Annotated in this window: 21 protein-coding genes, 1 tRNA gene and 1 pseudogene; 7 read left to right on the top strand and 16 right to left on the bottom strand. The window is 71.1% G+C overall.

Translation table 11 applies throughout. The annotated features are described in order from the left end of the window. Positions 1–2 precede the first annotated feature (2 nt). Both ABS41_RS09465 and ABS41_RS09460 read right to left on the bottom strand, forming a co-directional pair. A complete protein-coding gene (locus ABS41_RS09465) occupies positions 3–923 on the bottom strand; it encodes a patatin-like phospholipase family protein (RefSeq protein WP_290593295.1) in 921 nt (306 codons plus the stop codon). 34 nt (positions 924–957) lie between these two features. Next, positions 958–1,926: a YafY family protein gene (locus ABS41_RS09460; protein WP_290593293.1), complete on the bottom strand. Its 969-nt coding sequence runs from the start codon at positions 1,924–1,926 to the stop codon at positions 958–960. A gap of 79 nt (positions 1,927–2,005) precedes the next feature. Between ABS41_RS09460 and ABS41_RS09455 the strand changes: the two genes are divergently transcribed. From ABS41_RS09455 to ABS41_RS09440, 4 genes are read left to right on the top strand one after another with little or no spacing between them, the layout of a single operon-like run. Then, complete coding sequence (locus ABS41_RS09455) at positions 2,006–4,849, top strand: molybdopterin oxidoreductase family protein (protein WP_290593291.1); 2,844 nt, start codon at positions 2,006–2,008, stop codon at positions 4,847–4,849. Between the two features lie 5 nt (positions 4,850–4,854). After that, positions 4,855–6,627, top strand: a complete 1,773-nt coding sequence (locus tag ABS41_RS09450; RefSeq protein WP_290593289.1) for an SLC13 family permease — start codon at positions 4,855–4,857, stop codon at positions 6,625–6,627. Between the two features lies 1 nt (position 6,628). Then, the gene (locus ABS41_RS09445; RefSeq protein ID WP_290593287.1) at positions 6,629–7,378 is read left to right on the top strand and encodes a 4Fe-4S dicluster domain-containing protein; all 750 of its coding nucleotides are present in this window, start codon (positions 6,629–6,631) and stop codon (positions 7,376–7,378) included. Between the two features lies 1 nt (position 7,379). Beyond that, positions 7,380–8,345 carry a DmsC/YnfH family molybdoenzyme membrane anchor subunit gene (locus ABS41_RS09440; RefSeq protein WP_290593284.1) on the top strand — a complete coding sequence of 322 codons (966 nt, stop codon included), beginning with the start codon at positions 7,380–7,382 and terminating at the stop codon, positions 8,343–8,345. Positions 8,346–8,447: 102 nt separating this feature from the next. Here the strand turns inward: ABS41_RS09440 and hemC are convergent, their stop codons facing one another. The 12 genes and pseudogenes from hemC to dtd form a co-directional block, all read right to left on the bottom strand. Beyond that, positions 8,448–9,356, bottom strand: a complete 909-nt coding sequence (gene hemC, locus ABS41_RS09435) for a hydroxymethylbilane synthase (RefSeq protein WP_290593282.1) — start codon at positions 9,354–9,356, stop codon at positions 8,448–8,450. Positions 9,357–9,364: 8 nt separating this feature from the next. Next, positions 9,365–10,096 (bottom strand): LytTR family DNA-binding domain-containing protein, encoded by a 732-nt coding sequence (locus ABS41_RS09430; protein ID WP_290593280.1) that lies wholly within the window; start codon positions 10,094–10,096, stop codon positions 9,365–9,367. 32 nt (positions 10,097–10,128) lie between these two features. Next, complete coding sequence (locus tag ABS41_RS09425; RefSeq protein WP_290593278.1) at positions 10,129–10,800, bottom strand: dienelactone hydrolase family protein; 672 nt, start codon at positions 10,798–10,800, stop codon at positions 10,129–10,131. Next, complete coding sequence (locus ABS41_RS09420) at positions 10,797–11,549, bottom strand: hypothetical protein (RefSeq protein ID WP_290593276.1); 753 nt, start codon at positions 11,547–11,549, stop codon at positions 10,797–10,799. The genes ABS41_RS09425 and ABS41_RS09420 overlap by 4 nt, the downstream gene beginning before the upstream one ends. Further along, on the bottom strand, positions 11,546–12,352 hold the full coding sequence (locus ABS41_RS09415; RefSeq protein ID WP_290593273.1) for a hypothetical protein: 807 nt from the start codon (positions 12,350–12,352) through the stop codon (positions 11,546–11,548). Before ABS41_RS09415 ends, ABS41_RS09420 begins: the two co-directional genes overlap by 4 nt. Further along, the gene (locus ABS41_RS09410; RefSeq protein WP_290593271.1) at positions 12,345–13,205 is read right to left on the bottom strand and encodes an ATP-binding cassette domain-containing protein; all 861 of its coding nucleotides are present in this window, start codon (positions 13,203–13,205) and stop codon (positions 12,345–12,347) included. The genes ABS41_RS09415 and ABS41_RS09410 overlap by 8 nt, the downstream gene beginning before the upstream one ends. Before the next feature lie 57 nt (positions 13,206–13,262). Then, positions 13,263–13,385 (bottom strand): annotated as a pseudogene (locus ABS41_RS09405) (hemin uptake protein HemP); the annotation flags it as partial. 115 nt (positions 13,386–13,500) lie between these two features. Beyond that, positions 13,501–14,445 carry an energy transducer TonB gene (locus ABS41_RS09400; protein WP_290593267.1) on the bottom strand — a complete coding sequence of 315 codons (945 nt, stop codon included), beginning with the start codon at positions 14,443–14,445 and terminating at the stop codon, positions 13,501–13,503. A gap of 88 nt (positions 14,446–14,533) precedes the next feature. Then, positions 14,534–15,142: a hypothetical protein gene (locus ABS41_RS09395; RefSeq protein WP_290593265.1), complete on the bottom strand. Its 609-nt coding sequence runs from the start codon at positions 15,140–15,142 to the stop codon at positions 14,534–14,536. Between the two features lie 32 nt (positions 15,143–15,174). Continuing rightward, positions 15,175–15,247 (bottom strand) — tRNA-Ile (locus ABS41_RS09390). Between the two features lie 97 nt (positions 15,248–15,344). Continuing rightward, a complete protein-coding gene (gene rpoD, locus ABS41_RS09385) occupies positions 15,345–17,192 on the bottom strand; it encodes an RNA polymerase sigma factor RpoD (RefSeq protein ID WP_290593263.1) in 1,848 nt (615 codons plus the stop codon). Positions 17,193–17,285: 93 nt separating this feature from the next. Beyond that, positions 17,286–17,723: a D-aminoacyl-tRNA deacylase gene (gene dtd / locus ABS41_RS09380; protein ID WP_290593261.1), complete on the bottom strand. Its 438-nt coding sequence runs from the start codon at positions 17,721–17,723 to the stop codon at positions 17,286–17,288. A 75-nt stretch (positions 17,724–17,798) separates the two neighbouring features. Here dtd and ABS41_RS09375 point away from each other — a divergent pair, with 75 nt between their 5' ends. From ABS41_RS09375 to ABS41_RS09365, 3 genes are read left to right on the top strand one after another with little or no spacing between them, the layout of a single operon-like run. Next, positions 17,799–18,719, top strand: a complete 921-nt coding sequence (locus ABS41_RS09375) for a lipid A biosynthesis lauroyl acyltransferase (protein ID WP_290593259.1) — start codon at positions 17,799–17,801, stop codon at positions 18,717–18,719. Next, a complete protein-coding gene (locus tag ABS41_RS09370; protein WP_290593257.1) occupies positions 18,716–19,234 on the top strand; it encodes a PH domain-containing protein in 519 nt (172 codons plus the stop codon). The genes ABS41_RS09375 and ABS41_RS09370 overlap by 4 nt, the downstream gene beginning before the upstream one ends. Further along, positions 19,218–20,720, top strand: a complete 1,503-nt coding sequence (locus ABS41_RS09365) for a PH domain-containing protein (protein WP_290593255.1) — start codon at positions 19,218–19,220, stop codon at positions 20,718–20,720. Before ABS41_RS09370 ends, ABS41_RS09365 begins: the two co-directional genes overlap by 17 nt. Here ABS41_RS09365 and ABS41_RS09360 read toward each other — a convergent pair. After that, positions 20,695–22,152: a potassium transporter TrkG gene (locus ABS41_RS09360; protein ID WP_290593252.1), complete on the bottom strand. Its 1,458-nt coding sequence runs from the start codon at positions 22,150–22,152 to the stop codon at positions 20,695–20,697. The two genes, ABS41_RS09365 and ABS41_RS09360, sit on opposite strands and share 26 nt — an antisense overlap. Further along, positions 22,149–23,528: a Trk system potassium transporter TrkA gene (gene trkA / locus ABS41_RS09355; protein ID WP_290593250.1), complete on the bottom strand. Its 1,380-nt coding sequence runs from the start codon at positions 23,526–23,528 to the stop codon at positions 22,149–22,151. The genes ABS41_RS09360 and trkA overlap by 4 nt, the downstream gene beginning before the upstream one ends. Between the last annotated feature and the right edge of the window lie 6 nt (positions 23,529–23,534).

The raw sequence follows: 23,534 nt of genomic DNA, 5'->3' as shown, positions 1-23,534 counted from the left end.
GTTCACAGGCCGGCGGCGTCGAGGGCTTTTTCGGCGGCGGCGCGGCCCTTGTCGACCAGCTCGCGGGCGCGCCAGAACTCGTAGAAGGTGGCGGTCTCGCGCGATAGCTGGATCAGCAGGTCGGGCGGGTCCTGGGCCAGCTGCACGCGGGCCATGTGCGCCTGCATGGTGTCGAGCGAGCGCGACATCAGGTCCATCACGCCGCGGCTCTTGTTCTTGCCGGCGCGGGCCGAGGCCACCGAGGCGGTGATCGAGTCCCAGATCGAGGCCATGCGCTCGCGCAGGCCCTCGGGGGCGTCGTCGTCCGGCCCCTCGCCGTTCTCGTCCTCGCCGTGGCCGGCCTCGGCCTCCTCGGCGCGCGGCTCCAGGCCCGGGTTGGCCCAGGGCACCGGGCCATTGACGTCCACGGCGATAACGCGGTCCACGCGCATCTGCCGCGTGGCAGCGATCGGCACCGGCGCCAGCAGGCCGCCGTCCACCAGCTCGCGGCCCTCGAACTGGGCCGGGGTGAACACCATCGGGATGGCGATCGAGGCGCGGATGGCGTCGAAGAGCTTGCCGCGGGTGAGCCACACCTCGCGCTGGCTGGCCAGGTCGGTGGCAACCGCGGTGTAGGGGATCGGGAGGTCTTCGATCAGGTGGTCGCCCACCAGCTCGCGCAGGGCCGCGATCACCCGCTCGCCGCGGATCAGGCCCGGGTAGCCGTAGACGAAGTCGAGCAGGCGCAGCACGTCGCCGCGCTCGAGCGCGCAGGCCCACTCGGTGTACTCCTTGAGGCGGCCGGCCGCGTAGATGCCGCCGACCAGCGAACCCATGGACGCCCCGGCGATGCCGGCGATCTCGTAGCCGCGCGCCTCGATGGCCTCGATCACGCCCACGTGGGCGATGCCGCGCGCGCCGCCGGCGCCGAGCACCAGCGCCACGCGCCTGCCGCTGGAAGACCCCGACCGCCTGGCCTCAGCGTTCATACGCCGACAGCGCCAGCTGCAGCATCGTGCGGGCCTGGGCGCGCAGCGCCGGCGGCTTGAGCACCTCGGCGTCGGCGCCGTAGCGCAGCACGTCCATCAGCAGCTCCTTGGCGTTGCTGTAGGGCAGCTTCAGCTCGTAGCGGCCGTCGGGCAGGAAGCGGCCCTCCTGCTTGCTGTGCCAGTGCTCGTCGGCCACCCAGCGCGCGGCCTTGGCCGAGAACACCAGGGTGGCGATGCCCTTGGGCGCGCCGGAGAAGATGCCGTAGCTGGCGGCCAGGTGCTGGTTGAGCTCTTCGTCGGGCAGGTCGCGCGCGGCGCCGTCGAGCAGGCGCGCGTGCTGGATGCGGTCGACGGAGAAGCTGCGCAGCGCCTCGCGGTCGTGGTCCCAGGCGTCGAGGTACCAGTTGTCCTTGTAGTGCGTCAGCCGCTGCGGCGAGACCTTGCGGTGGGTGCGCTCGTTGGTCGAGCGCGCCAGGTAGTCGAACTCCAGCTGGCGGCGCTCGAGCACGGCGCTGGCCACCAGGCGGAAGGCCAGCTCGTCGCGGCGGCGCACGCCGCTGGCGATCACGCGCACGCGCTCCACCGGCCAGCGCTTGCCGCCGGCCTGCTGCGCCAGCAGCGATTCGATGCGGCCCTTGAGCGGCGCCAGCGCGCTCGAGAGCACGCCCTGGCCGGTGCGGTCGAGCAGCTGGTGCGCGGCGAGCAGCGCGTGCAGTTCGTCGGAATTGAGCCACAGGCCCGGCAGCTCGAAGCGCTCGGCCTCGCGGGTTTCGTAGCGGATGCTGCCCTCGCCCTCGCTCTCGATCGGCGCGCCCAGCGCGTCGCGCAGGAAGGCGATGTCGCGGTAGAGCGTGGCGCGCGAGCAGCCCAGCTCTTCCATCAGGCTGCGGATCGGCACCGGGTAGCGGGCGGTCTTGAGGCTGCGGTGCAGGGCGAGGATGCGCTCGTAGCGGTCCATGGTCGTTCCGGGGGTGACGCGGGCAGGCACCTAGGATGGCAGTTCCTGCCCCTGCCCCGCCACTGGCACAATGACCGCCATGCGCGAGCCCGACCTGAATCTGCAGCAGCCCGTGGGCGACCAGGTCCGGCAGACGACCTGCTACATGTGCGCCTGCCGCTGCGGCATCAACGTGCACCTGCGCGAAGGCAAGGTGCGCTACATCGAGGGCAACCCGGCGCACCCGGTCAACCGCGGCGTGCTGTGCGCCAAGGGCTCGGCCGGCATCATGCAGCACTACTCGCCGGCGCGGCTGGACAAGCCGATGAAGCGCGTGGGCGAGCGCGGCGAGAACCGCTTCGAGGAAATCTCCTGGGACGAGGCCCTGGACCTGGCCGCCGGCTGGCTGCGCGAGGCCCGCGAGCGCGACCCCGACCGCCTGGCCTTCTTCACCGGCCGCGACCAGAGCCAGGCCCTCACCGGCTGGTGGGCGCAGCAGTACGGCACCATCAACTACGCCGCCCACGGCGGCTTTTGCTCGGTGAACATGGCCGCCGGCGGCCTGTACACCCTGGGCGGCAGCTTCTGGGAGTTCGGCGAGCCGGACTGGGAGCACACCAGGTACCTGATGCTCTGGGGCGTGGCCGAAGACCACGACTCCAACCCGATCAAGCTCGGCCTGGGCCAGCTCAAGCAGCGCGGCGCCAAGGTGGTGGCGGTGAACCCGGTGCGCAGCGGCTACGGTGCCATCGCCGACGAGTGGGTGGGCATCCGGCCGGGCACCGACGGGCTGATGGTGTTCGCGCTCATCCACGAGCTGCTCAAGGCCGACCGCATCGACCTCGATTACCTGGTGCGCTACACCAACGCGCACTGGCTGGTGGTCGACAACCCGGGCGGCGCCGATGACGGGCTGTTTGCGCGGGACGCCGACGGCCGGCCGTTGTGCTGGAACCGGCCCCCTGATGGCGCTCCTACGGGGAGGGCGGCGGCGGCGGATGCGACAGGCATCCATCCCGCCATCATCGGCGAATACACCCTGCCCGACGGCCGCCGCGCGCGCCCGGTCTTCCACCTCGTCGCGCAGCGTTACCTCGATCCGCAGTACGCGCCCGAAGCCGTGGCCGAACGCTGCGGCGTGCCCGCCGCCACCATCCGCCGGCTGGCGCGGGAAATCGCCGCCGCGGCCTTCGACGAGCCGGTGGTGCTCGAGCAGCCCTGGACCGACGTGCACGGCGTGCGCCACGAGCGCATGGTCGGGCGCGGCGTGGCCTTCCACGCCATGCGCGGCATCAGCGCGCATTCCAACGGCTTCCACACCTGCCGCGCCCTGCACCTGCTGCAGTTGCTGCTGGGCGCGGTCGACACGCCGGGCAGCTTCCGCTACCAGCCGCCCTTCCCGCGGCCGGTGCCGCCGGCCAACCGGCCGGGCAGGACGCGCCAGGCCAACGGCGCGCTCGACGCCGCGCCGCTGGGCTTCATCCACGGCCCCGAAGACCTGCTGGTGGACGCCGAAGGCCAGCCGCGGCGCCTCGACCACGCCTATTCCTGGCGCTACCCGCTGGCCGTACACGGCATGCTGCACACGGTCATCCGAAATGCCTGGGCGGCCGACCCGAAACCGGTGGACGTGCTGTTCCTGTTCATGGCCAATATGAGCTGGAACTCGGCGATGAACACCGCCGAGACCATGCGCTGGCTGACCGACAAGGACGAATCGGGCCAGTACCGCATCCCGAAGATCATCTATTCGGACGCCTACGCCAGCGAGATGGTGGCCTACGCCGACCTGGTGCTGCCCGACACCACCTACCTCGAGCGCTTCGACGCGATCTCGCTGCTCGACCGCCCGATCTCCGACGCCGACCGCGCCGCCGACGCCATCCGCCACCCCGTGCTCGACAGCGCCAGCCAGCGCGAGGGCCGCGACGTGCGCGGCTTCCAGGACGTGCTGCTCGACCTGGGCGCGCGCCTCGGCCTGCCGGCGCTGCTGAAGGACGACGGCAGCCCGCGTTACCGCGATTACGCCGACTACATCGTCCACCACGAACGCGCGCCCGGCGTCGGCCTGCTGGCCGGCTGGCGCGGCGACGGCAGCCAGCACGGCAAGGGCCCGCCCAACCCGCGGCAGCTCGACCGCTACCGCGAGAACGGCGGCTTCTGGAGCGCCGAGGTGCCCGCCGAAGGCCGCTACTTCAAGATGGCCAACCGCGACTACCTGCAGTGGTCGCAGTCGATGGGCTTCATCGCGAAGGCCGAGCCGGTGGTCCTGCAGCTGTATTCGGAGACGCTGCAGAAATTCCGCCTCGCTGCACGGGGCCACGGGCCCGTGCAGCCGCCGCAGGCCGAACGCCGGCGCGTGGCCACCTACTTCGACCCGCTGCCGACCTGGTACGAGCCCTTCGAGGGCAGCCAGCTCGACCTGAAGCAGTATCCGCTGAGCGCCGTCACCCAGCGCCCGCCCTTCATGTACCACGCCTGGGGTTCGCAGAACGCCTGGCTGCGGCAGATCACCGCGCGCAACTACCTCTACCTGCACCCCGACACCGCCGCGCGCCACGGCCTGGCCGACGACGACTGGGTGCACGTGGATTCGCACCACGGCCGCATCACCGTGCAGTGCCGGCTGGCCGGCAACGTGCAGCCCGACACCGTGTGGACCTGGAACGCCATCGGCAAGCGCCGCGGCGCCTGGCGCCTGTCGGCCGACGCGCCCGAGGCGACCAAGGGTTTCCTGCTCAACCACCTGATCTCCGACCAGCTGCCCGACGGCGGCTACGCCAACGCCGACCCGGTGACGGGCCAGGCCGCCTGGTTCGACCTGCGCGTGGCCATCCACAAGGCCGGCACCGTGGACGAGGTGGCGCCGCGCTTCGCGCCGCTGGGCGACCATGCCGACGCCACGCCACTGCGCTACGGCGCGGACTTCCGGAGGCGCGGATGATGGACATGGACGCCCTGCTCACCCTGCTGGTGCTCGTGGGCGCGGTCGCGCTGTTCGTCACCGAGAAGCTGCCGGTGGACGTGGTGGCCATGCTGGTGCTGGCCAGCCTGCTGGTGCTCGGGCTGGTGAACCCGGCCGAGGCCCTGTCGGGCTTTTCGAGCGAGGCCACGATCACCGTGGCGGCGATGTTCGTGCTCAGCGCCGGCCTGGCGCACACCGGCGCGCTGCTTTCCATCGGCCGCCTGTTCGGGCGCGTGCGCCGGCCCTGGCTGTTCATGCTGCTGATCATGGCGGTGGTCGGGCCGATCTCGGCCTTCGTCAACAACACCGCCGCGGTGGCGGTGTTCCTGCCGCTGGTGCTGGCGGCCACGGCGGCCAACCGCAGCTCGCCCTCGCAGGTGCTGATCCCGCTGTCGTACGCGGCGCAAATGGGCGGCGTGTGCACGCTGATCGGCACCTCGACCAACCTGCTGGTCAATTCGATGGCCAAGGACCTGGGACACCCGGGCTTCGGCCTGTTCGACTTCGCGCCGGTGGGCCTGATCACCATGGGCGTGGGCTTCGTCTACCTGATGGTCTTCCGGCGCTGGCTGCTGCCGCACCACCCGCCGTCGCAGCTGACCGAAACCTACGAGCTGGGCAAGTACATCACCGAGCTGCGGGTGATGGCCGACTCGCCGCTGATCGGCCATTCGGTGGCCGCCTCGCAGCTGGCCGAGCGCCACTCGGTGTACGTGCTCGAGCTGCTGCGCGGCACCGAGAAGCACTGGGCGCCGCGCGCCGAGAAGCTGCGCGAGGGCGACGTGCTGCTGGTGCGCGGCGACTGGGAGAAGCTCAGGGCGCTCAAGGACGAGGCCAAGCTCGAGCTCGAGCCGGAATTCAAGCTCCAGGACAGCCAGTTCACCGGCGAGGACGGCGACGCTGCGCAGGTGCTGCTCGAGGTGATGGTCGCGCCCGGCGCGCGCCTGGTCGGGCGCAGCCTGCGCGAGCTGGACTTCCAGTGGAACTACAACGCCACCGTGCTGGCCCTGCACCGCCGCGGCGAGGTGCTGCGCGAGAAGATCCGCGACGTCAGCCTCAACGTCGGCGACGTGCTCCTGCTGCTGTGCCCGCGCCCGGAGGTCGACACCTTCCGCGCCAACCAGAACCTGGTGGTGCTCAACGAACGCGGCGACGCCAATCCGCCGCGCAGCAAGGCGCTGCTGGCGGTGGGCATCATGGTGGCCGCCGTGGGCGTGGCGGCCCTGGGTTGGCTACCGATCGTCGCCTCGTCCATCCTCGGCGGCATCGCCCTGGTGGCCACGCGCTGCATCGGCAACGACCAGGCCTACCAGGCCGTGGACTGGCGGGTGATCGTGCTGCTGGCCGGCGTGCTGCCGCTGGGCATCGCCATGCAGAAATCCGGGCTGGCGCAGGGCATCGCCGATTTCTCGGTGCACTGGGTCGGCGGGCTGGGCCCGCTGGCGGTCCTGGCCGTCGTGTACCTGATCACCTCGATGCTGACCGAACTGATGAGCAACAATGCGGCCGCGCTGCTGATCACGCCGATCGCTTTCTCAACGGCGGTGTCGCTGGGGGTCAGCCCCACGCCCTTCCTGGTGGCGGTGCTGTTCGCCGCCTCCACCAGCTTCGCCACGCCCGTGGGCTACCAGACCAACACCATGGTCTACAACGCCGGCAACTACCGCTTCACCGACTTCATGAAGATCGGCATGCCGCTCAACCTGCTGTTCTGGGGCCTCGCCGTGTACCTGATCCCGAAGTTCTTCCCCTTCTGACATGACCGCCCTTCCCGCCCCCTCGAAGAAGAAACTCGGCCTGGTCATCGACCTCGACACCTGCGTGGGCTGCCATGCCTGCGCGGTGAGCTGCAAGGAGTGGAATGCCGGCGGCATCGCCGGGCCGCTCACCGACGAGCGGCCCTATGGCAAGGACCCCAGCGGCGTGTGGTTCAACCGCGTGCACAGCTATGAGGTCGAGGCCGCCGGCGACCAGCCCGCCACCACCCTGCACTTCCCGCGCAGCTGCCTGCACTGCGAAACACCGGCCTGCGTCACCGTCTGCCCCACGGGCGCGAGCTACAAGCGCGCGGAGGACGGCATCGTGCTGGTGGACGAGGACAAGTGCATCGGCTGCAAGCTCTGCAGCTGGGCCTGCCCCTACGGCGCGCGCGAATACAGCGCGGTCGAGGGCGTGATGAAAAAATGCACGCTGTGCGTGGACCGCATCTACAACGAAACCATCCCCGAGGCGCAGCGCCAGCCGGCCTGCGTGCAGGCCTGCCCGACCAAGGCGCGGCACTTCGGCGACCTCGGCGATCCGGACTCGGAGGTGTCGAAGCTGGTGGCCGAACGCGGCGGCGTGCCGCTGATGCCCGAGCTGGGCTACGCGCCGGTGAACCGCTACCTGCCGCAGCGGCCGCGCCGCGCGGGTCCGGCCGATGAAGCCGCCGCGCCCGCCGCCGAGAAACTGGACACCTCGCAACTCAATCCCCTGCTGCGCTGGCTCGACCGCGCCCTGAGCCGCTGACATGCATCCGGCCTTTTCCGTCCTGCTCTTCACCACCCTTTCCGGCGCCGGCTACGGGCTGCTGGCCTGGACCATGCTGCTGCTGGCCTTCGAGCGCCCGGGCGCCCTGATGGGCAGCACGCCGCTGATGTTCCTGGGCCTGATCGGCGCGGCGACGCTGCTCTTCACCGCCGGCCTGCTCAGCTCGCTCGGCCATCTCGGCCAGCCGCAGCGCGCCTGGCGCGCCTTCAGCCAGTGGCGCACCTCGTGGCTCTCGCGCGAGGGCGTGCTGGCGGTGGCGGTGTACGTGCCGGTGGTGCTGCTGTGCTGGTGGCTTTCGGCGCCGCTGCGCGGCGAGGCCACCGGCGCCGGCCTGCCCGACGAGGCGCGCTGGGCCATCCGCGCGGCGGCGCTGCTGGCGCTGGCGACGGTGTTCTCGACGGCGATGATCTACGCCTCGCTCAAGCCCGTGCCGGCCTGGCGCCATGCGCTGGTGCCGCCGGTGTACCTGGGCTTCGCGCTGCTGTGCGGGCTGCTGCTGATGCTGCTGGGCCAGCGCCTGGCGGGCGGCGTGGCGGTGTCGCAACTGCTGGCGGTGGCGTCGGTGCTGGCGGTGGGGCTGGCGCTGCTCAAGCTCGGTTACTGGTGGTCGATCGACCGCCGGCCGTCGCCGGTGACGCGCGCCTCGGCCCTCGGCCTGCCGGCCGGGCGCGGGGCGAGCGTGTTCGAGCGGCCGCACACCGAAGCCAATTACCTCACCACCGAGATGGGCTTCGTCTTGGCGCGCAAGCACTCGCGCAAGCTGCGCGCGATCGCCGTGCTGCTGTTCGCGCTGGTGCCGGTGGCGTGCTGCTGGCTGGCCTGGCGCTTCGAGGACTTCGCCACGCCCGTGCTGGCGCTGGCGGTGCTGGCCTCGCTGCTGGGGGCGCTGGTGGAGCGGTGGCTGTTCTTCGCCGAGGCCAGGCACCTCGTCATGACCTACTACTGAGCCGCACCCCGCCCTGTAGGAGCGCCTTCAGGCGCGAATCCCTTCTTTGCCGAAGGCAAAGGCAAAAACAAACATTCGCGCCTGAAGGCGCTCCTACAAGAGCTAGGGCAGCAGCGCGTCGGCGCCGCGGGCGACGAGCATGTCGGCGACCTGCTCGCCCAGCTTTTCCGGCTCCGACAGCGGGCCGCTGGCATAGCCGCGCACGGTCTTGCCGGAACTGGCGTCGCCCACCAGGCCCTCGAGCGAAAGCCGCTCCTTGTTGATCGTGGCGAAGGCCGCGATCGGCACGCGGCAGCTGCCGCCGAGCAGGCGCGTCATGGCGCGCTCGGCGCGGGTGCACAGGCGCGTGGCCTCGTGGTCGAGCGGCGCCAGCAGCGCGCGCGTGGCCTCGTCGCCGGCGCGGATCTCCACCGCCACCGCGCCCTGCGCCGCCGCCGGGATGAAGCGCGGCGCCTGCAGGCGCTCGCGGATGCGCGCGCCCAACCCGAGGCGCTCGAGGCCGGCGCAGGCCAGCACGATGGCGTCGTAGTCGCCGGCGTCGAGCTTGGCCAGGCGGGTGTTCACGTTGCCGCGCAAATCGAGCAGCTTCAGGTCGGGCCGGTGCGCGCGCAGAAGCGCCTGCCGGCGGAGCGAGGAGGTGCCGACGCGGGCGCCGAAGGGCAGCTCCTCGAGCGCCTCGAACTCGTTGGAGACGAAGGCATCGAAGGGGTCGGCGCGCTCGAGCACCGCGGCCAGCTCGAACGGGCCCTCGAGCTCCATCGGCACGTCCTTGAGCGAGTGCACCGCGGCGTCGGCGCGGCCTTCGAGCATCGCCACCTCGAGTTCCTTGAGGAACAGGCCCTTGCCGCCGATCTCGGCCAGCGGCTGGTCCAGCACCTGGTCGCCGCGGGTGGTCATGGGCACCAGCTCGACCTCGAGCCCCGGATGCGCCGCGCGCAGCAGCGCCGCCACGTGTTCGGTCTGCCAGAGCGCGAGCGCGCTCTCGCGCGTGGCCAGCCGGATGCGTTCCATGGGTCCCCCTAGAGGTGTTTCAGGCGTTCGCGCAGCGCGGGCAGGCAGCGGCGGCTGACTTCGAGCGCGGCGGAATCGTTGCGAAGGATGGCCCTTACCTGGCCGTCGGCGCCGCGTCGCAGCTCGGCGAATTCGTCGGCGGCGACCAGGCAGTTGCGGTGGATGCGGATGAAGCGGTCGGCGAACTCGAGCTCGAGCGACTTGAGCGATTCCTCGATCAGGTCTTCGCCGCGCGAATGGTGCACGACCACGTACTTCTCTTCCGCCTGCAGGTAGCGGATGTCCTCGACCGGGATCAGCCGCAGGCTGCCGCGCAGGCGCGCGCTGAGGTGGCTGCGGCGGCGTTCGCCGGCGCCGGGCAGCACCGGCAGCTGCTGGGCGCTGCGGTGGCGACGGGCGCGCTCGAGCGCGTCGGCCAGGCGCTCCTTGCGCACTGGCTTGACCAGATAGTCGACCGCGGCGGCCTCGAACGCGGCCAGCGCGTGCTGGTCGTAGGCCGTGCAGAACACGACGGCCGGCGGCGCACGCAGCGAGGCCAGGTGGTGCGCGGCCTCGAGGCCATCCATCACCGGCATCGAGATGTCGAGCAGCACCACGTCCACGCCCAGGGCCTCGGCGCGCTCGACCGCCTCGCGGCCGTTGCCCGCCTCGCCCGCCACCACGTGCCCGCCGAGCTCGGACACCAGCGCGGCCAGGCGTTGCCTGGCCAGCGGCTCGTCGTCGGCGATCAGCAGCTTCATGGGCGAAGTATGCCCCAGCGCGGGCGGCCGGCTCAGCCGGCCTGGAAACGCTGGCCCAGCCAGCCGGCCAGGTCGCGCACTTCCTCGGCGCAGACGCTGTGCGGCATCGGGTAGCTGTGCCAGTCCACGGCCACGCCCAGGGCGCGCAGCTGGTCGCGGCTGCGGGCGCCGAAGCCTTCGGGCACCACCGGGTCGTGGCTGCCGTGGGCCATGAAGACCGGCGTGCGCAAGGCCTGGGGCGTGGCCTCGGCGGCGGTGGTGCTGCCCATGGGCAGGTAAGTTGACAGGCCGACGATGGCCGCCAGCGGCGCCTCGCGGCGCACGCCCGCGGCCAGGGCGATGGCGCCCCCCTGGGAGAAACCCGCCAGCACGATGCGTTCGCTGGGCACGCCGCGTTCGTTCTCGCGGGCGATCAGCGCCTCGACCTGGGCGATGGACTGGCGCACGCCGGTTTCGTCGGCGCGCTGGTCGAGGTCGAGGTTCTTGAGGTCGTACCAGGCCCGCATCGGCAGGCCGTTGTTGAGCGTCACCGGGCGCACCGGCGCATGCGGGAACACGAAGCGCAGCGCCGGCCAGCCCGGCCGAAGCAGTTCGGGCACGATCGGCTCGAAGTCGTGGCCGTCGGCACCCAGGCCGTGCAGCCAGAGGATGGACCAGACCGGCGCGGCGCCGGTGGTTCTTTCAACGCAGTCGAGCAGGTTCATTCTTCAGGCTCCGTGGTGGGCGCGTCGGCCGCGACCACCTCGTCGTGCTGGATGTGCAGGTTGGCCAGGTCGCGCAGCGGCCCGAGGGAAACCCAGGCGTCGGGCCCCAGGTGCAGCCTCGCCTCCCCGACCTGGCTGGGCTGGTTGATGCGCAGGCCGTTGGCCCGCAGGTGCACCACAAGCTCCCCGATCCGGCCGGATTCGATGCCCACAATTTGCCCGCAGGCGCCCAGGCAGTCGTCAGGCAGGGTGGCGGCAGCGGCCGCCGCTGGGGGCGCCGCCGGCGGGTGAGCGCCCTCGCCGTCCTCGCCACGGGGGCGCGCGTCGTGGATGGCCAGGCGAACGGCATCGCCATTCCAGACCAGGTCGCCCGTGGTGCGGATATCGAGCTGCGCAACGCCCTCGCCCGCATCGATGCGGGCACCCGGCACCACCAGCGACTGCACGCTGGCGGGAAGCTGCAGCCTTATGTACGGACTGGCCTGCGCCGGCAGCTCCAGCACGAGCCGGTCGCCTTCGCGCGCCTGCCGCACCTCGCCGGTGTCCGGCGACCACTCGATGGCCGGCGTGAGCTTCCCGCCCATCGCGATGGCGACGCCGCCGTCGCCCCGCACCTCGACCTCGCGGACGCCATCGAGGTCGAGCAGCAGGCGCTGGTCAAGGGGCGCCGGCGGCCGCGACGGCAGCACCAGCGCCGCCACCAGCACGACCAAGGCAAGACCGAAGCAGGCCAGGGTGCGCGGCATCATGCGACCTGCCTCTCGCGCAGGGCGAACAGCGAGGCGAGCCAGGTCAGCGCGGGCACCGCGAACCAGGCCAGGGGGATCAGTATCGGGACCAGGCCTTCGGTCGCCCTCTCGCGCGTGCCGGGGGTCCACCAGGACAGGAACACGTCAGGGTCCCCGCCGAAGACCGAGGCGAAGATGAGCAGGAGCATCAGCACGAAGCCGGCCACGATTGTCTTGAGGAAGGGCATCGTGCGGAAGTAAACGCTGCCCAGCAGGGCGAAGCCCTGGAGGGTTCCCAACCAGAGCACCACGTTCAGGAAGGCCCCTCGGCTTTCGAATACCTGCCAGGGAAACACCGGTTCGTAGCGCCCCCAGTCGGCCATGTAGGGACGGGTATCCTCGGCGCCGGCGGCAATGTCGGCAGCCACCTTGCCGCCGGCGTAGAGCGCCGCCGGCAGGTTGCACACCTGGAAGGCCAGGGCGTAGGCCAGCGGGTAAGCCACCACGACCACCAGCAACGCCAGCAGCCACTTCTCGAAGGTCGAAGCCGGCCGCATCAGCAGCAGGCCGGCCGACTCGCGCCGGGCCATGCCGTTGAAGTAGCGCCCTGCGAAGACCGTGCCGGTGATGAACAGCCCGGCATAGAAGATTCCGATCTGCGCGGCGGCGTGGAAGCTGCGATGGCCGTTGTCGCCGCTGAAGAGCAGCAGCGCCAGCACCACGAAGTGCACGATGATGCCGACGCCCAGGAACCAGGCCCAGCTGCGCCACTGCTCGGCCCACTGGGCGCGCGCGAGGCGGAGGAAACGCGCTGGCTCAAACATGGGCCACCTCCGCATGGCGCATGGCGTCGAGCACGCCGGCCTTGTTGAGGCTCAGCGCCTTGTAAAGCAGCTCGAGATGCACGCTGCCGGGGCCGTCGCCGCGGTTGCGCGCGACGTAGGGCCGCTGCGTGCCCATCTGCTCGTGGTAGATGAGGCCTTCGACGCCGGCCAGGGCCGCGTCGTCGTCGGCCACGCCCATGCTCAGCGCGCGCGCCAGCGCCGGCATCGGCGCCGAGAGCGCCAGCTGCGCGGCGTCGACGAACAGCACATGGCCCAGGATGCGCTCGAGGTCGTGCGCCTGGTGGGTGCTGATGACCACCACGCGTTCGCGGTGCTCGGGGCGGGCGATGATGGCCTTGAACTGGTCGCGGCCGACGATGTCCAGGCCGTTGGTGGGTTCGTCGAGCAGCAGCACCGGGGTGAAGCTGGCCAGGTCGAAGGCCATCACGGCCTTCTTCTTCTGGCCCAGGCTCATCTCGCCGAAACGGCGGTCGCGCTCGAGCTCGAACACATCGAGATAATCGCCGAAGGCCTCGGGCGAGAAGCGCGGATAGAAAGCCGCATGGGTGCGGCGCAGCGCCTCGGGGCTGAGATCGGGGAGATGGAACTCCTCGGGCACCAGCATCACCTGCGCCAGCAGGCGCGGGTCGCGATGGCGCGGTTCGTGGCCCTGCACGTTCACCCGGCCGGCCTGCGGGAACAGCAGGCCCGCCAGCAGCTTGAGCAGGGTCGACTTCCCGCTGCCGTTGCGTCCGAACAGGCCGTAGACGCCGGGCTGGTCGAGCCGCAGGTGGAAGCCGTCGTAAAGCCGCGTCTTCCGGTATCCGAAAGACAAACCTTCGATGTGGATCACGTGCGCCCCTGCCGCTGGTCCAGCCGGCATTCTAGCCAGCTTGCGCGACGCGCAGGCTTACTTGACCAGGATGAGCTTGTCGTTGCGGGTGTGGCGCAGGCGATAGACCTGGTCGCCGTGGCGGATGAGCACTTCGCGCGTGCCGCGCATCAGTTCGCGGCTGTCGAAGTCGGTGGCGGGCGCCGGGCGCGCCGGCGTCGGGGCGGGTTGGAAGCGGGCGTCGTGCATGGCCGGGTCCTGGGTGGGGTCTCGGCTTTGATGATAATGATTCGCATTTGCGTGTCAACCGCCTGCGTCAGCCCTCCTTCGGCAGTCGGAAGCGCACGACCTGGCGGGTGGTGACGGCGGCCGCGCCGGCTTCGAAGCGCCAGCGGCTGGCGGCGGCCACGGCTGCGTCGTCGAACAGGCCGGGCGGGTTGGCCGAGAGCACGCGGGCCGAGCCGACGCGGCCGTCGGCCTCGATGCGCAGCTCCAGCACCACCTCGCCCTCGAGCTTGCGGCGCAGGGCCTGCGGCGGATAGCGCGGCTGCGGGGCGCTGAGCAGTTGCGGCAGCGGCGTCGCGGCGGGGCGCGGGGCCGCAGGCGGTGCCGCCGTGGCCGCCGCCGTCGCTGCGGGCGAAGGCGCCGTTGCCTCGGTTGCCGGTGGCGGAACCGAAGCGGCCGCAGCGCTGCTTGCGCCCGGCGTGGACGACGGTGCCTGGGAGGCCACGGGCGCAGGGGCGGCATTCGCGGCCGCGAGCCGTGCGGCCTGCTCACGGCGCGCGGCATCCTCGGCTTCGCGGGCGGCACGCTCCGCGGCCAGCGCCGCGTCCGCCTGCGCGGCCGCCAGCTGGTCGCGCAGGCGCGCGAGCGCCGGCAGCGCCCCGTCGGTGCGCTGCACCAGGGCCAGCAGGCGCTGCGCTTCGTCGAAGTCGCCGCGGGCGATGGCCTGCTCGCTGCCGATCACGGCATACGGCAGCAGTTCCAGCAGCGCGGTCTCCACGTCGGCGTCGGCGGGCGCCAGGGCGCGCACGGCCAGGTAGTGCTCGATGGCGTTGTCGCCCGCGGGCGCGTACAGGCGCTGCTCGGCGAGCGCGCGCGAGGCGGCGGCGCGCAGGCCGGCTTCGTCGGTGGCGGCCGGCAAGGCCGTGCCGGCGGCGGCGGCAGGCGTGGCGCCGGCGGGCGCCCCGGTCGGCGCCTCGCCGCATCCCGCCAAACCCAGCGCCAGCGCGCCCAGCACGAGCCATCCCCGATGCCGCATGTCCGATCTCCCTGGAAGAAGACCGGCAAGGCTAGGGCCCGTGCATGACGGGAATGCGTCGGTAGCGCGTCGTTCGCCGCCGAAGCGGCTAGTCCATCACGAAGCGGAAGCGCTCGATGGCCTGGCGGACGCCCTCGACGTCGAGCCGATCGCGCGCCGGCACCACGAACAGGGCCTGGCGGCCGTCGGTTTCGCTGCGCGGCAGGTACTGCTCGACCACCTGGTAGTGCGGGCGGTCGGTGTAGTCGTCGAACAGGATGCGGGTGCCCTCGCGCGCCCGCAGCAGGCTGGTGAGGAAGCAGCAGACGCGGAAGCGCCCGTCCACCAGAACCACGTCGGGCTGCACGTCCTGGTTCCAGATCCAGTCGGTGTACTCGGGGAAGGCCGCGGCCTTCTCGTAGCTGACCGGGCGGCCCCACTTGCCCACGGGACCCAGGTCGCAGTGGTGGATCGACAGGCCGTCGACGCCGGCGCATTCCTTCTTCACCGTTTCGACCCAGGCCTTGGCGGTATCGACGCTGAGGATGCGGCAGCCGACGTGGCGCGCGACCCAGATGGTGGAGGCGCCGCAGCCATACTCGGCATACACGAGGTCCTTGCGAACCGTGCGCTTGAACATCGCGTCGTCGCCGTCGAACAGGCGCTTGGAACGCGGCAGGCCGAGGGTGGTGGCGAGCTTGCTCAGGAAGGACGGCAAACGCTTGCTCCGTTTTGCGGCGGTGGTTGATCTGGGCCCACCAGGACTCGAACCTGGAACCAAGGGATTATGAGTCCCGTGCTCTGACCATTGAGCTATAGGCCCGTCGTCGACTCGGAATCGTAAAGCAAAACGGCCGCTTGCGCGGCCGTTTGCCCTCTCCCCGGCCCTCTCCCGCAGGCGGGAGAGGGAGAGGAGTGAATCACTCGAGGTCGAGGAAGGAGCGCAGCTGCTCCGAGCGGGTCGGGTGGCGCAGCTTGCGCAGGGCCTTGGCCTCGATCTGGCGGATGCGCTCGCGGGTGACGTCGAACTGCTTGCCCACTTCCTCGAGGGTGTGGTCGGTGTTCATGTCGATGCCGAAGCGCATGCGCAGCACCTTGGCCTCGCGCGGCGTCAGGCCGGCGAGCACGTCGCGCACGGTCTCCATCAGGCCCAGGTTGGTGGTGGCCTCGATCGGGGACTCGATGCTGGTGTCCTCGATGAAGTCGCCCAGGTGGCTGTCCTCGTCGTCGCCGATCGGGGTCTCCATCGAGATGGGCTCCTTGGCGATCTTGAGCACCTTGCGGATCTTGTCCTCGGGCATCTCCATCTTCTTGGCCAGCTCTTCCGGGGTCGGTTCGCGGCCCATTTCCTGCAGCATCTGGCGGGAAATGCGGTTGAGCTTGTTGATGGTCTCGATCATGTGCACCGGGATGCGGATGGTGCGCGCCTGGTCGGCGATCGAGCGGGTGATGGCCTGGCGGATCCACCAGGTGGCGTAGGTCGAGAACTTGTAGCCGCGGCGGTACTCGAACTTGTCGACGGCCTTCATCAGGCCGATGTTGCCTTCCTGGATCAGGTCGAGGAACTGCAGGCCGCGGTTGGTGTACTTCTTGGCGATGGAAATCACCAGGCGCAGGTTGGCCTCGACCATTTCCTTCTTGGCCTTGCGGGCCTTGGCCTCGCCGTAGGCCATCGCGCGGTTGATTTCCTTGATGTCCGGCAGCGACAGGAACAGCGAGTCCTCGATGCCCACCAGCTTCTGCTGCTCGGCGACGATGTCGTCCTTGAACTCGCGCATGCCCGACGCCCACTTCTGCTTGCGGCGGATGACGTCGTCGGCCCAGGCGAGGTTGATCTCGTTGCCCGGCCAGGCGCGCAGGAAGTCCTTGCGCGGCATCTTGGCGTTGCGCACGCAGATGTCGAGCACCTTGCGCTCGTGCTCCTTGATGGCGTTGACCACTTCGCGCAGCTTGCGCACGAAGGCGTCCATCAGCGCCAGCGGCAGCTTGAGGCGCAGGAACTCGGCCGCCATTTCCTCGCGGGCCTTGATGGTCTTCTTGTCGGCCGCGCCGTACTTGGCGTGGGCCTTCTGGAACTTGGTGTACAGCGCCTTGAGCGTGTCCATCCGGCGGCCGACCTCGGCCGGGTCCGGACCGGTGTCGACGGCGGCGGTTTCCTCGTCGTCGCCGGTGGCGGCTTCGTCTTCCTCGTCGATCTCTGCGTCGGCGTCCTCGGCGGCGACCGGGAGCACTTCCTCCGGCTCCTCCATGTCGAGGAAGCCCACGACGACCTCGTTCAGGCGCTTCTTGCCCTCGAGGTGCTGGTCGTAGTCCTCGAGCAGCAGCTGGATCGACCACGGGAAGCTGGCCAGCGAGGCGTGGACCTGGTTCAGGCCCTCCTCGATGCGCTTGGCGATGGCGATCTCGCCCTCGCGGGTGAGCAGCTCGACCGAGCCCATCTCGCGCATGTACATGCGCACCGGGTCGGTGGTGCGGCCACCCTCGGTGTCGAGCGCGCTCAGCGCGGCGGCGGCTTCCTCGGCGGCGGTGTCGTCGGAATCGCGGGTGGAGGACGAGTCGGAAAGCAGCAGCGTCTCGGCGTCGGGCGCAACTTCGTGCACCTCGATGCCCATGCCGTTGATCATGCCGATGATGTCTTCGATCTGCTCCGGATCGACGATGTCGTCGGGCAGGTGATCGTTGACCTCGGCGTAGGTCAGGTAACCCTGCTCGAGGCCCTTGCTGATCAGCTGCTTGATTTCGGACTGCGCCGGACGCTCGTTGGCCATGAAAACGTGTCCCGAGACTGGGAAAATGGAACCGCGCAGGATACAGGAATGCCCTTCGGGCCGCTATCTGTTTGATGAACCGAAGGTTTTTGCCTAGCTCTGCAGGCGGAAGGTAACCGGGCCGTCATTGACCAGCCCAATCACCATGTGGGCGCCGAAACGGCCGGTTTCAACCACCGGGTGCCGGGCCCGGCACAGCCCGACCAGGCGCTCGAAGCCCCGGCGCCCGTCCTCGGGGCTGGCGGCCGAGGTGAAGCTGGGGCGCATGCCGCTGCGGGTGTCGGCCGCCAGGGTGAACTGGCTCACCAGCAGCAGGCCGCCGCCGGTGTCGGCCAGGGAGCGGTTCATCCGGCCGGCCTCGTCGGCGAACACCCGGTAGCCAAGCAGGCGCTCGGCCATGCGGGCGATGCGGGGCTCGTCGTCGCCCGGCTCCACCGCCACCAGGGCCAGCAGGCCGGGGCCGATGGCACCGACGAGTTCGCCCTCGACGCGGACGGAGGCTTCGGTGACGCGCTGGATCAGGGCAATCATGGCCGCATGGTCGCCGCGGCCGGCGCGGGCGGTCAACGCGGCCGGACGCCGCGGCGATTCCCTTAAACTCGGGCCATGCCCCCCGTGCCCTTCGCCAGCCGCTGCCTCTATGCCCTCGCCTGGTGCATCGGCCGCCTGCCGCGGGGCCTGCAGGATGGCCTGGGCCGCTGGCTGGGTGGCCTGGCCTGGCGCGCCAACGGCCGCGAACCCCGGGTGGCCCGGCGCAACCTCGAACTGGCCCTGCCTGCCCTGCCCGCCGGCGAGCGCGAGGCGCTGGTGCGCGAGGTGATGCGCGAAACCGGCCGCGCCAGCTTCGAAACCCTGCGCCTGTGGACCCGCCCACGCGCCGACGCCCTCTCGCGCGTCGCCGGCTGCGTGGGCCTGGACCGGCTCGAGGCCGCCGAGGCCGCCGGCCAGGGCGTGATCATCGCCGCCCCGCACTACGGCAGCTGGGAGCTGCTGGTCGAATTCATGGCCGCGCGCGGCCCCTTCAGCCTCGTCTACCGCGTGCCGGAGAGCGCCGCCGGCGACGGCTTCCTGCGCCTGGCCCGCGGCGGCGAGAACGTGCGCCTGGTGCCGGCCGAGGCCACCGCCATGCGGCCGCTGTGGCGGGCACTGCAGGCCGGCGAGGTGGTGGGCATCACCCCCGACCACCAGCCCAAGCTCGGCGGCGGCGAATTCGCGCCCTTCTTCGGCGTGCCGGCGCTGACGCTGAGCCTGATCCCCAAGCTGGCTGCGCGTACCGGCGCCGCCGTGCTGGTCGGCTTCGCCGAGCGCGGCGAGGACGGCCGTTACACGCTGCACTTCGAACCGGCGCCCGCCGCCATCGCCTCCGACGACCTGCTGGCCGCCACCACCGCCATGAATTCGGCGGTCGAAGCGGTGGCGCGGCGTGACCTCCGGCAGTACCAATGGACCTACAAGCGCTACACGCTCAGGCCACCTGGCTCGGGCGAGCCCAACCCCTACAAGACCCCCGCCAAGGACCCGCGATGACCGCCGACGCCACCGACAACCCCGCCCTGGCCGACGCCGGGGACTGGCAGCCGCTGCCCCCGGCCGCACGCACGGTCTGGTCGATCGCCACGGCGCTTTCGGCGCTGCTGCCGGCCACCGCGGTGGCCGTGGTGGTGTTCGTGGCCGCCGACGACCTGTCGCTGCCGCTGCGGGTCGCGGCGGCGCTGGGGATCTGGCTGCTGCCCGTCGCGCTGCTGGTCTGGCTGGCGCGCGCGCGCTGGCGCCGCACCCACTGGCGGCTCGACGCCAACGGGCTGCGCGTGCGCCGCGGCCTGGTCTGGCGCAGCGAGGTGCTGGTGCCGCGCAGCCGCGTGCAGCACCTCGACCTCGAGCGCGGCCCGATCGAGCGCCGCTTCGGCCTGGCCACCCTGGTGGTGCACACGGCCGGCACCCGGATGCATGCGCTGCGCCAGTCGGGCTTCCACGACGCCGACGCCGTGGCCCTGCGCGATGCCCTGCTGCCCGAGGCCGACCGCCATGACGACAGCCTCTGAGCCGATCGCCCCGGGCGGCGGCGAGCGCCGCCTGCACCCGCTGAGCTGGCTGTTCGTGCTCATCCAGCAGCTCAAGAGCTTTGCGCTGCCCCTGCTGGTGCTGCTGTTCGGCGGGCGCGGCAACTCCTGGGAGCTGTGGGGCCTGGCGGGCGCCGGCGTGCTGGTGGTGGCGGCGGTGCTGCAGTACTTCTTCTACCGCTTCCGCATCGAGGCCGATGGCATCGTCATCCGCAGCGGCGTGTTCCAGAAGAGCCTGCGCCACGTGCCCTGGCAGCGCGTGCACAACGTGGCCCTGCACCAGACCGTGCTGCACCGCCTGTTCAACGTGGCCGAGGTGCGGCTCGAATCGGCCGGCGGCATGCAGGCCGAGGCCGAGATGCGCGTGCTTTCGCTGGCCGATGCGCAGGCGCTGGAGGAACTGGTGCGCGGGCACGAGCACGCCACCGGCGCCGCGCAGACCGAAGCCGCGCCGCCCGCGTCGCGGGTGCTGCTGGCGATGGACACCGCCGAAGTGGTGCGGCTGGGCCTGGTGTCCAACCGCGGCCTGATCCTGGCCGCGGCGGCCTTCGGTGTCCTGGCCCAGGCCGACGTGCTCGACGACTGGATCGGCCCGTCGGTGAAGGGCGCGGTGGAATGGGGCCGCGGGCAGCAGCTGGACTGGCTGGGTTGGGCGATCGGCATCACCGGCGTGCTGCTGGCGGTGGTGCTGGCCCTGCGCCTGCTCTCGATCGCGCTGGCCCTGCTGCAGTTCCACGGCTTCACGCTCACCGAGCAGGGCCGCCGGCTCAGCGCCCAGCGCGGCCTGCTCACCCGGATGCGGGCGAACATGCCGCGCTCGCGCATCCAGGCCTGGAGCCTGCACGAGGGCCTGGTGCACCGCTGGTTCAAGCGCCGCTCGCTGCGCGTGGACAGTGCGTCGATGCAGACCGCCAACGACCAGCGCTCGCTGCGCGACCTCGCGCCGCTGGCGACGCCCGAAGCCTGCGACGAACTGGTGCGGCACCTGCTGCCCGGCGGCCACTGGCCGATGCGCGAGTGGCGCCGGCTGCACCCGCGCGCCTGGCGCCGGCAGTTCGGCCTTCCGGCACTGGCCACGTTGCTGCTGGCCGGCCTGCTCACCTGGCTCAACGGCGCCGTGGGCCTGGCCACGCTGGCGCTGCTGCCGGTGCTGGCGCTGCGCGCGGTGGTGTGGGCGCGGCACGCGGGTTACAGCGAGGAAGGCGGACTGGTCGCCGTGCGCGAAGGCTGGCTCGACAAACGCTGGCGTTTCGTCGAGGTGCGGCGCATCCAGTCGCTGGTGCTCAGCCAGTCGCCGCTCGACCGCCGGCACGGCATGGCCACGCTGCTGATGGACACGGTGGGCGCCAGCCCCTTCGACCCGCCGGTGCGGGTGCGCTACCTGCCCATGGCCGAGGCCGAGGCGCTGCGCGCGCGGCTGGCCGCGGCGATGGACGCGCGGCCTACTCCCGCCAGAACTGCGGCGTAAGCAGCACCAGCACCGAGAACACCTCCAGGCGGCCGAGCACCATGCCCACGGTGCCGAGCCAGACCGCGGCGTCGCCGGCGCCGGCGAAGGTATAGGCGGTGCTGCCCAGGCCGGGGCCGGAGTTGGCCAGCATGGCCACCGCCGCGCCGTAGGCCGAGGCCAGGTCGAGCCCGGTGGCGTTGAACCCAATCACCATCACCATGAAGCACAGCATCCAGATGGCGATGAAGCCGCTGACCGACAGCACCACCGATTCGGACACGCGCCGGCCGCCCATCTTCACCAGGAACTGGGCCTTGGGGTGCACCAGCTGCTTGATCTCGCGGTAGCCCTGGCGCACCACCATCACCACGCGAGCCACCTTCAGGCCGCCGACGGTGGAGCCCGAGCAGCCGCCGATGACGCCGACGGTGACGACGATGAAGGGCAGCGCGCCGGGCCACTGGTCGAAGCCCGGCATCACGAAGCCCGTGGTGGTGATGATCGAGACGACTTGGAAGGTGGCCGTGCGCAGCGATTCGCCGAAGCCCTGGTAGGTCCCGGCGACCCAGAGCGAAAGGCCCACGACCAGGCTGATGCCCACGGTGATGCGCAGGAAGGCCCTGAGCTCGGAGTCGGTGCCGTAGACGGAGAGCGACGCGCGGCGCCAGGCGACGAAGTGCAGGCCGAAGTTGATGCCGCCGAGCATCATGAAGACGATGGCGATCCACTCGAGCAGGCCGCTGTCCCAGTGCGCGAAGCCGGCGTCGTGGGTCGAGAAGCCGCCGGTGGACACCGTGGACATGGCGTGGCCGATGGCGTCGAACAGGCCCATGCCGGCCACCCAGAACGAGCCCGCGCACAGGATGGTCAGGCCGAAGTACACCGCCCACAGCGCCTTGGCCGTCTCGGCGATGCGCGGGGTGAGCTTGGTGTCCTTGGTCGGGCCGGTGCTTTCGGCTCGGAAGAGCTGGGTGCCGCCGATCTTGAGCATCGGCAGGATGGCCACCGCCAGGATCACGATGCCCATGCCGCCGAGGAACTGCAGCAGCTGCCGGTAGAACAGCACGCTCGGCGGCAGGGCGTCGAGGCCGGTGATGACCGTGGCGCCGGTGGTCGTCAGGCCCGAGGTGGCCTCGAAGATGGCGTCGGTGTAGCTCAGGTTCGGCGGGCCGTGCACGAAGGGCAGCGCCGAGACCAGGCTGGCGAAGACCCAGGTGAGCGTGACGATGAGGAAGCCGTCGCGCAGGCGCAGGTCGTAGTTGACGCTGCGCACCGGCAGCCACAGGAAGAAGCCCACCAGCGCGCTGGCGAGGAAGCTGCCGAAGAACACCCCCGGCGTGCCCTTCTCGCCCCAGGCCAGGGCCAGGAAACCGGGCGGCAGCTTGGTCAGCGAGGACAGGACGATGATGACGCCCAGGATGCGCTGGATGGCGCGGAAGCGTTGGCTCACAGCCAGGTCGCCCCGGTCTGGAACAGCGCGCTGACCTTGTCCATCTCGCGCTTGTCCATCACGAACAGGATGACGTGGTCGCCCGACTCGATCACCACGTCGTGGTGGGCGATCAGCAGCTTGTCGCCGCGCACGATGCCGCCGATGGTGGTGGCGGCAGGCAGTTCGAGTTCGTCGAGCGCGCGGCCGATGACCTTGGAGGTGCGCGCGTCGCCGCGCACCACCACCTCGATGGCCTCGGCCGCGCCGCGGCGCAGCGAGTACACCCGCGCCGGCGCGCCCTCGCGGATGTGCGCCAGCAGCGCGCCCAGCGTCACCAGCTGCGGGCTGACGGCGATGTCGATGGTGCCGCCCTCCACCAGCTCGGCGTAGCTGGGCCGGTTGATCAGCGAGATCACGCGCGGGCAGCCCATGCGCTTGGCCAGCATCGCCGAGAGGATGTTGGCCTCGTCGTCGTTGGTCATTGCGCAGTAGACGTCGGTCTGGTCGATGTTCTCCTCGCGCAGCAGGTCCTCGTCGGCGCAGTCGCCCACCAGCACGATCGAGTTGAGCAGGTCCTCGGCGATGCCGCGGGCGCGCTCGCGGCTGCGCTCGAGCACCTTCACCGAATAGCGGCTCTCGAGGCTGCGCGCCAGGTTGCGGCCGATGTTGCCGCCGCCGGCGATCAGCAGGCGGCGCGCGGGGCGCGCGTCGACGCGGCGCAGCTCGCCCATCACCGTCAGGATGTCCTTGCGCTCGGCGAGGAAGAACACCTCGTCGTCGACCTCGATGACGGTGTGGCCTTCGGGCTGCACGGGCCGGCCCTTGCGGAAGATGGCCGCCACGCGCGCGTCCACGCCCGCGGGCAGGTGCTCGCGCAGCTCGCGGATCTCGTGCCCCACCAGCGCGCCGCCCGGCACCGCGCGCACGGCCACCAGCTGCACGCGGCCCTCGGCGAAATCGAGCACCTGCAGCGCGCCTGGATATTCGATGAGCCGCTCGACGTGCTTGCACACCAGCTGCTCGGGGCTGATGGCGGCGTTCACCGCCGAATGCTCGGGGTCGGCCAGCGCGGCCACGTCCAGGTACTGCGCCTCGCGCAGGCGCGCCACGCGGGTGGGCGTTCGGAACTGGTGCTGGGCCACCTGGCAGGCGATGAGGTTGACCTCGTCGCTGGAGGTGACGGCCACCAGCAGCTCGGCGTCCTCGGCGCCGGCCTGCAGCAGCACGCTGGGCAGCGAGGCGTGGCCGACGACGGTGCGGATGTCGAGTTTTTCGGCGAGGTCGCGCAGGCGCTGGTGGTCGGTGTCGACGACGGTGATGTCGTTGTTCTCCGACGCGAGCGCCGAAGCCACCGAGGTGCCGACCTGGCCTGCGCCCAGGATGAGGATCTTCATGTGCCC

This window comes from Arenimonas sp. SCN 70-307 (assembly GCF_001724815.1).
In the GTDB taxonomy this organism is placed as follows: Bacteria; Pseudomonadota; Gammaproteobacteria; order Xanthomonadales; family Xanthomonadaceae; genus Arenimonas.
The sequence above is the reverse complement of the archived record's forward strand: the minus strand, read 5'-3'. Positions and strand labels throughout refer to the sequence as shown.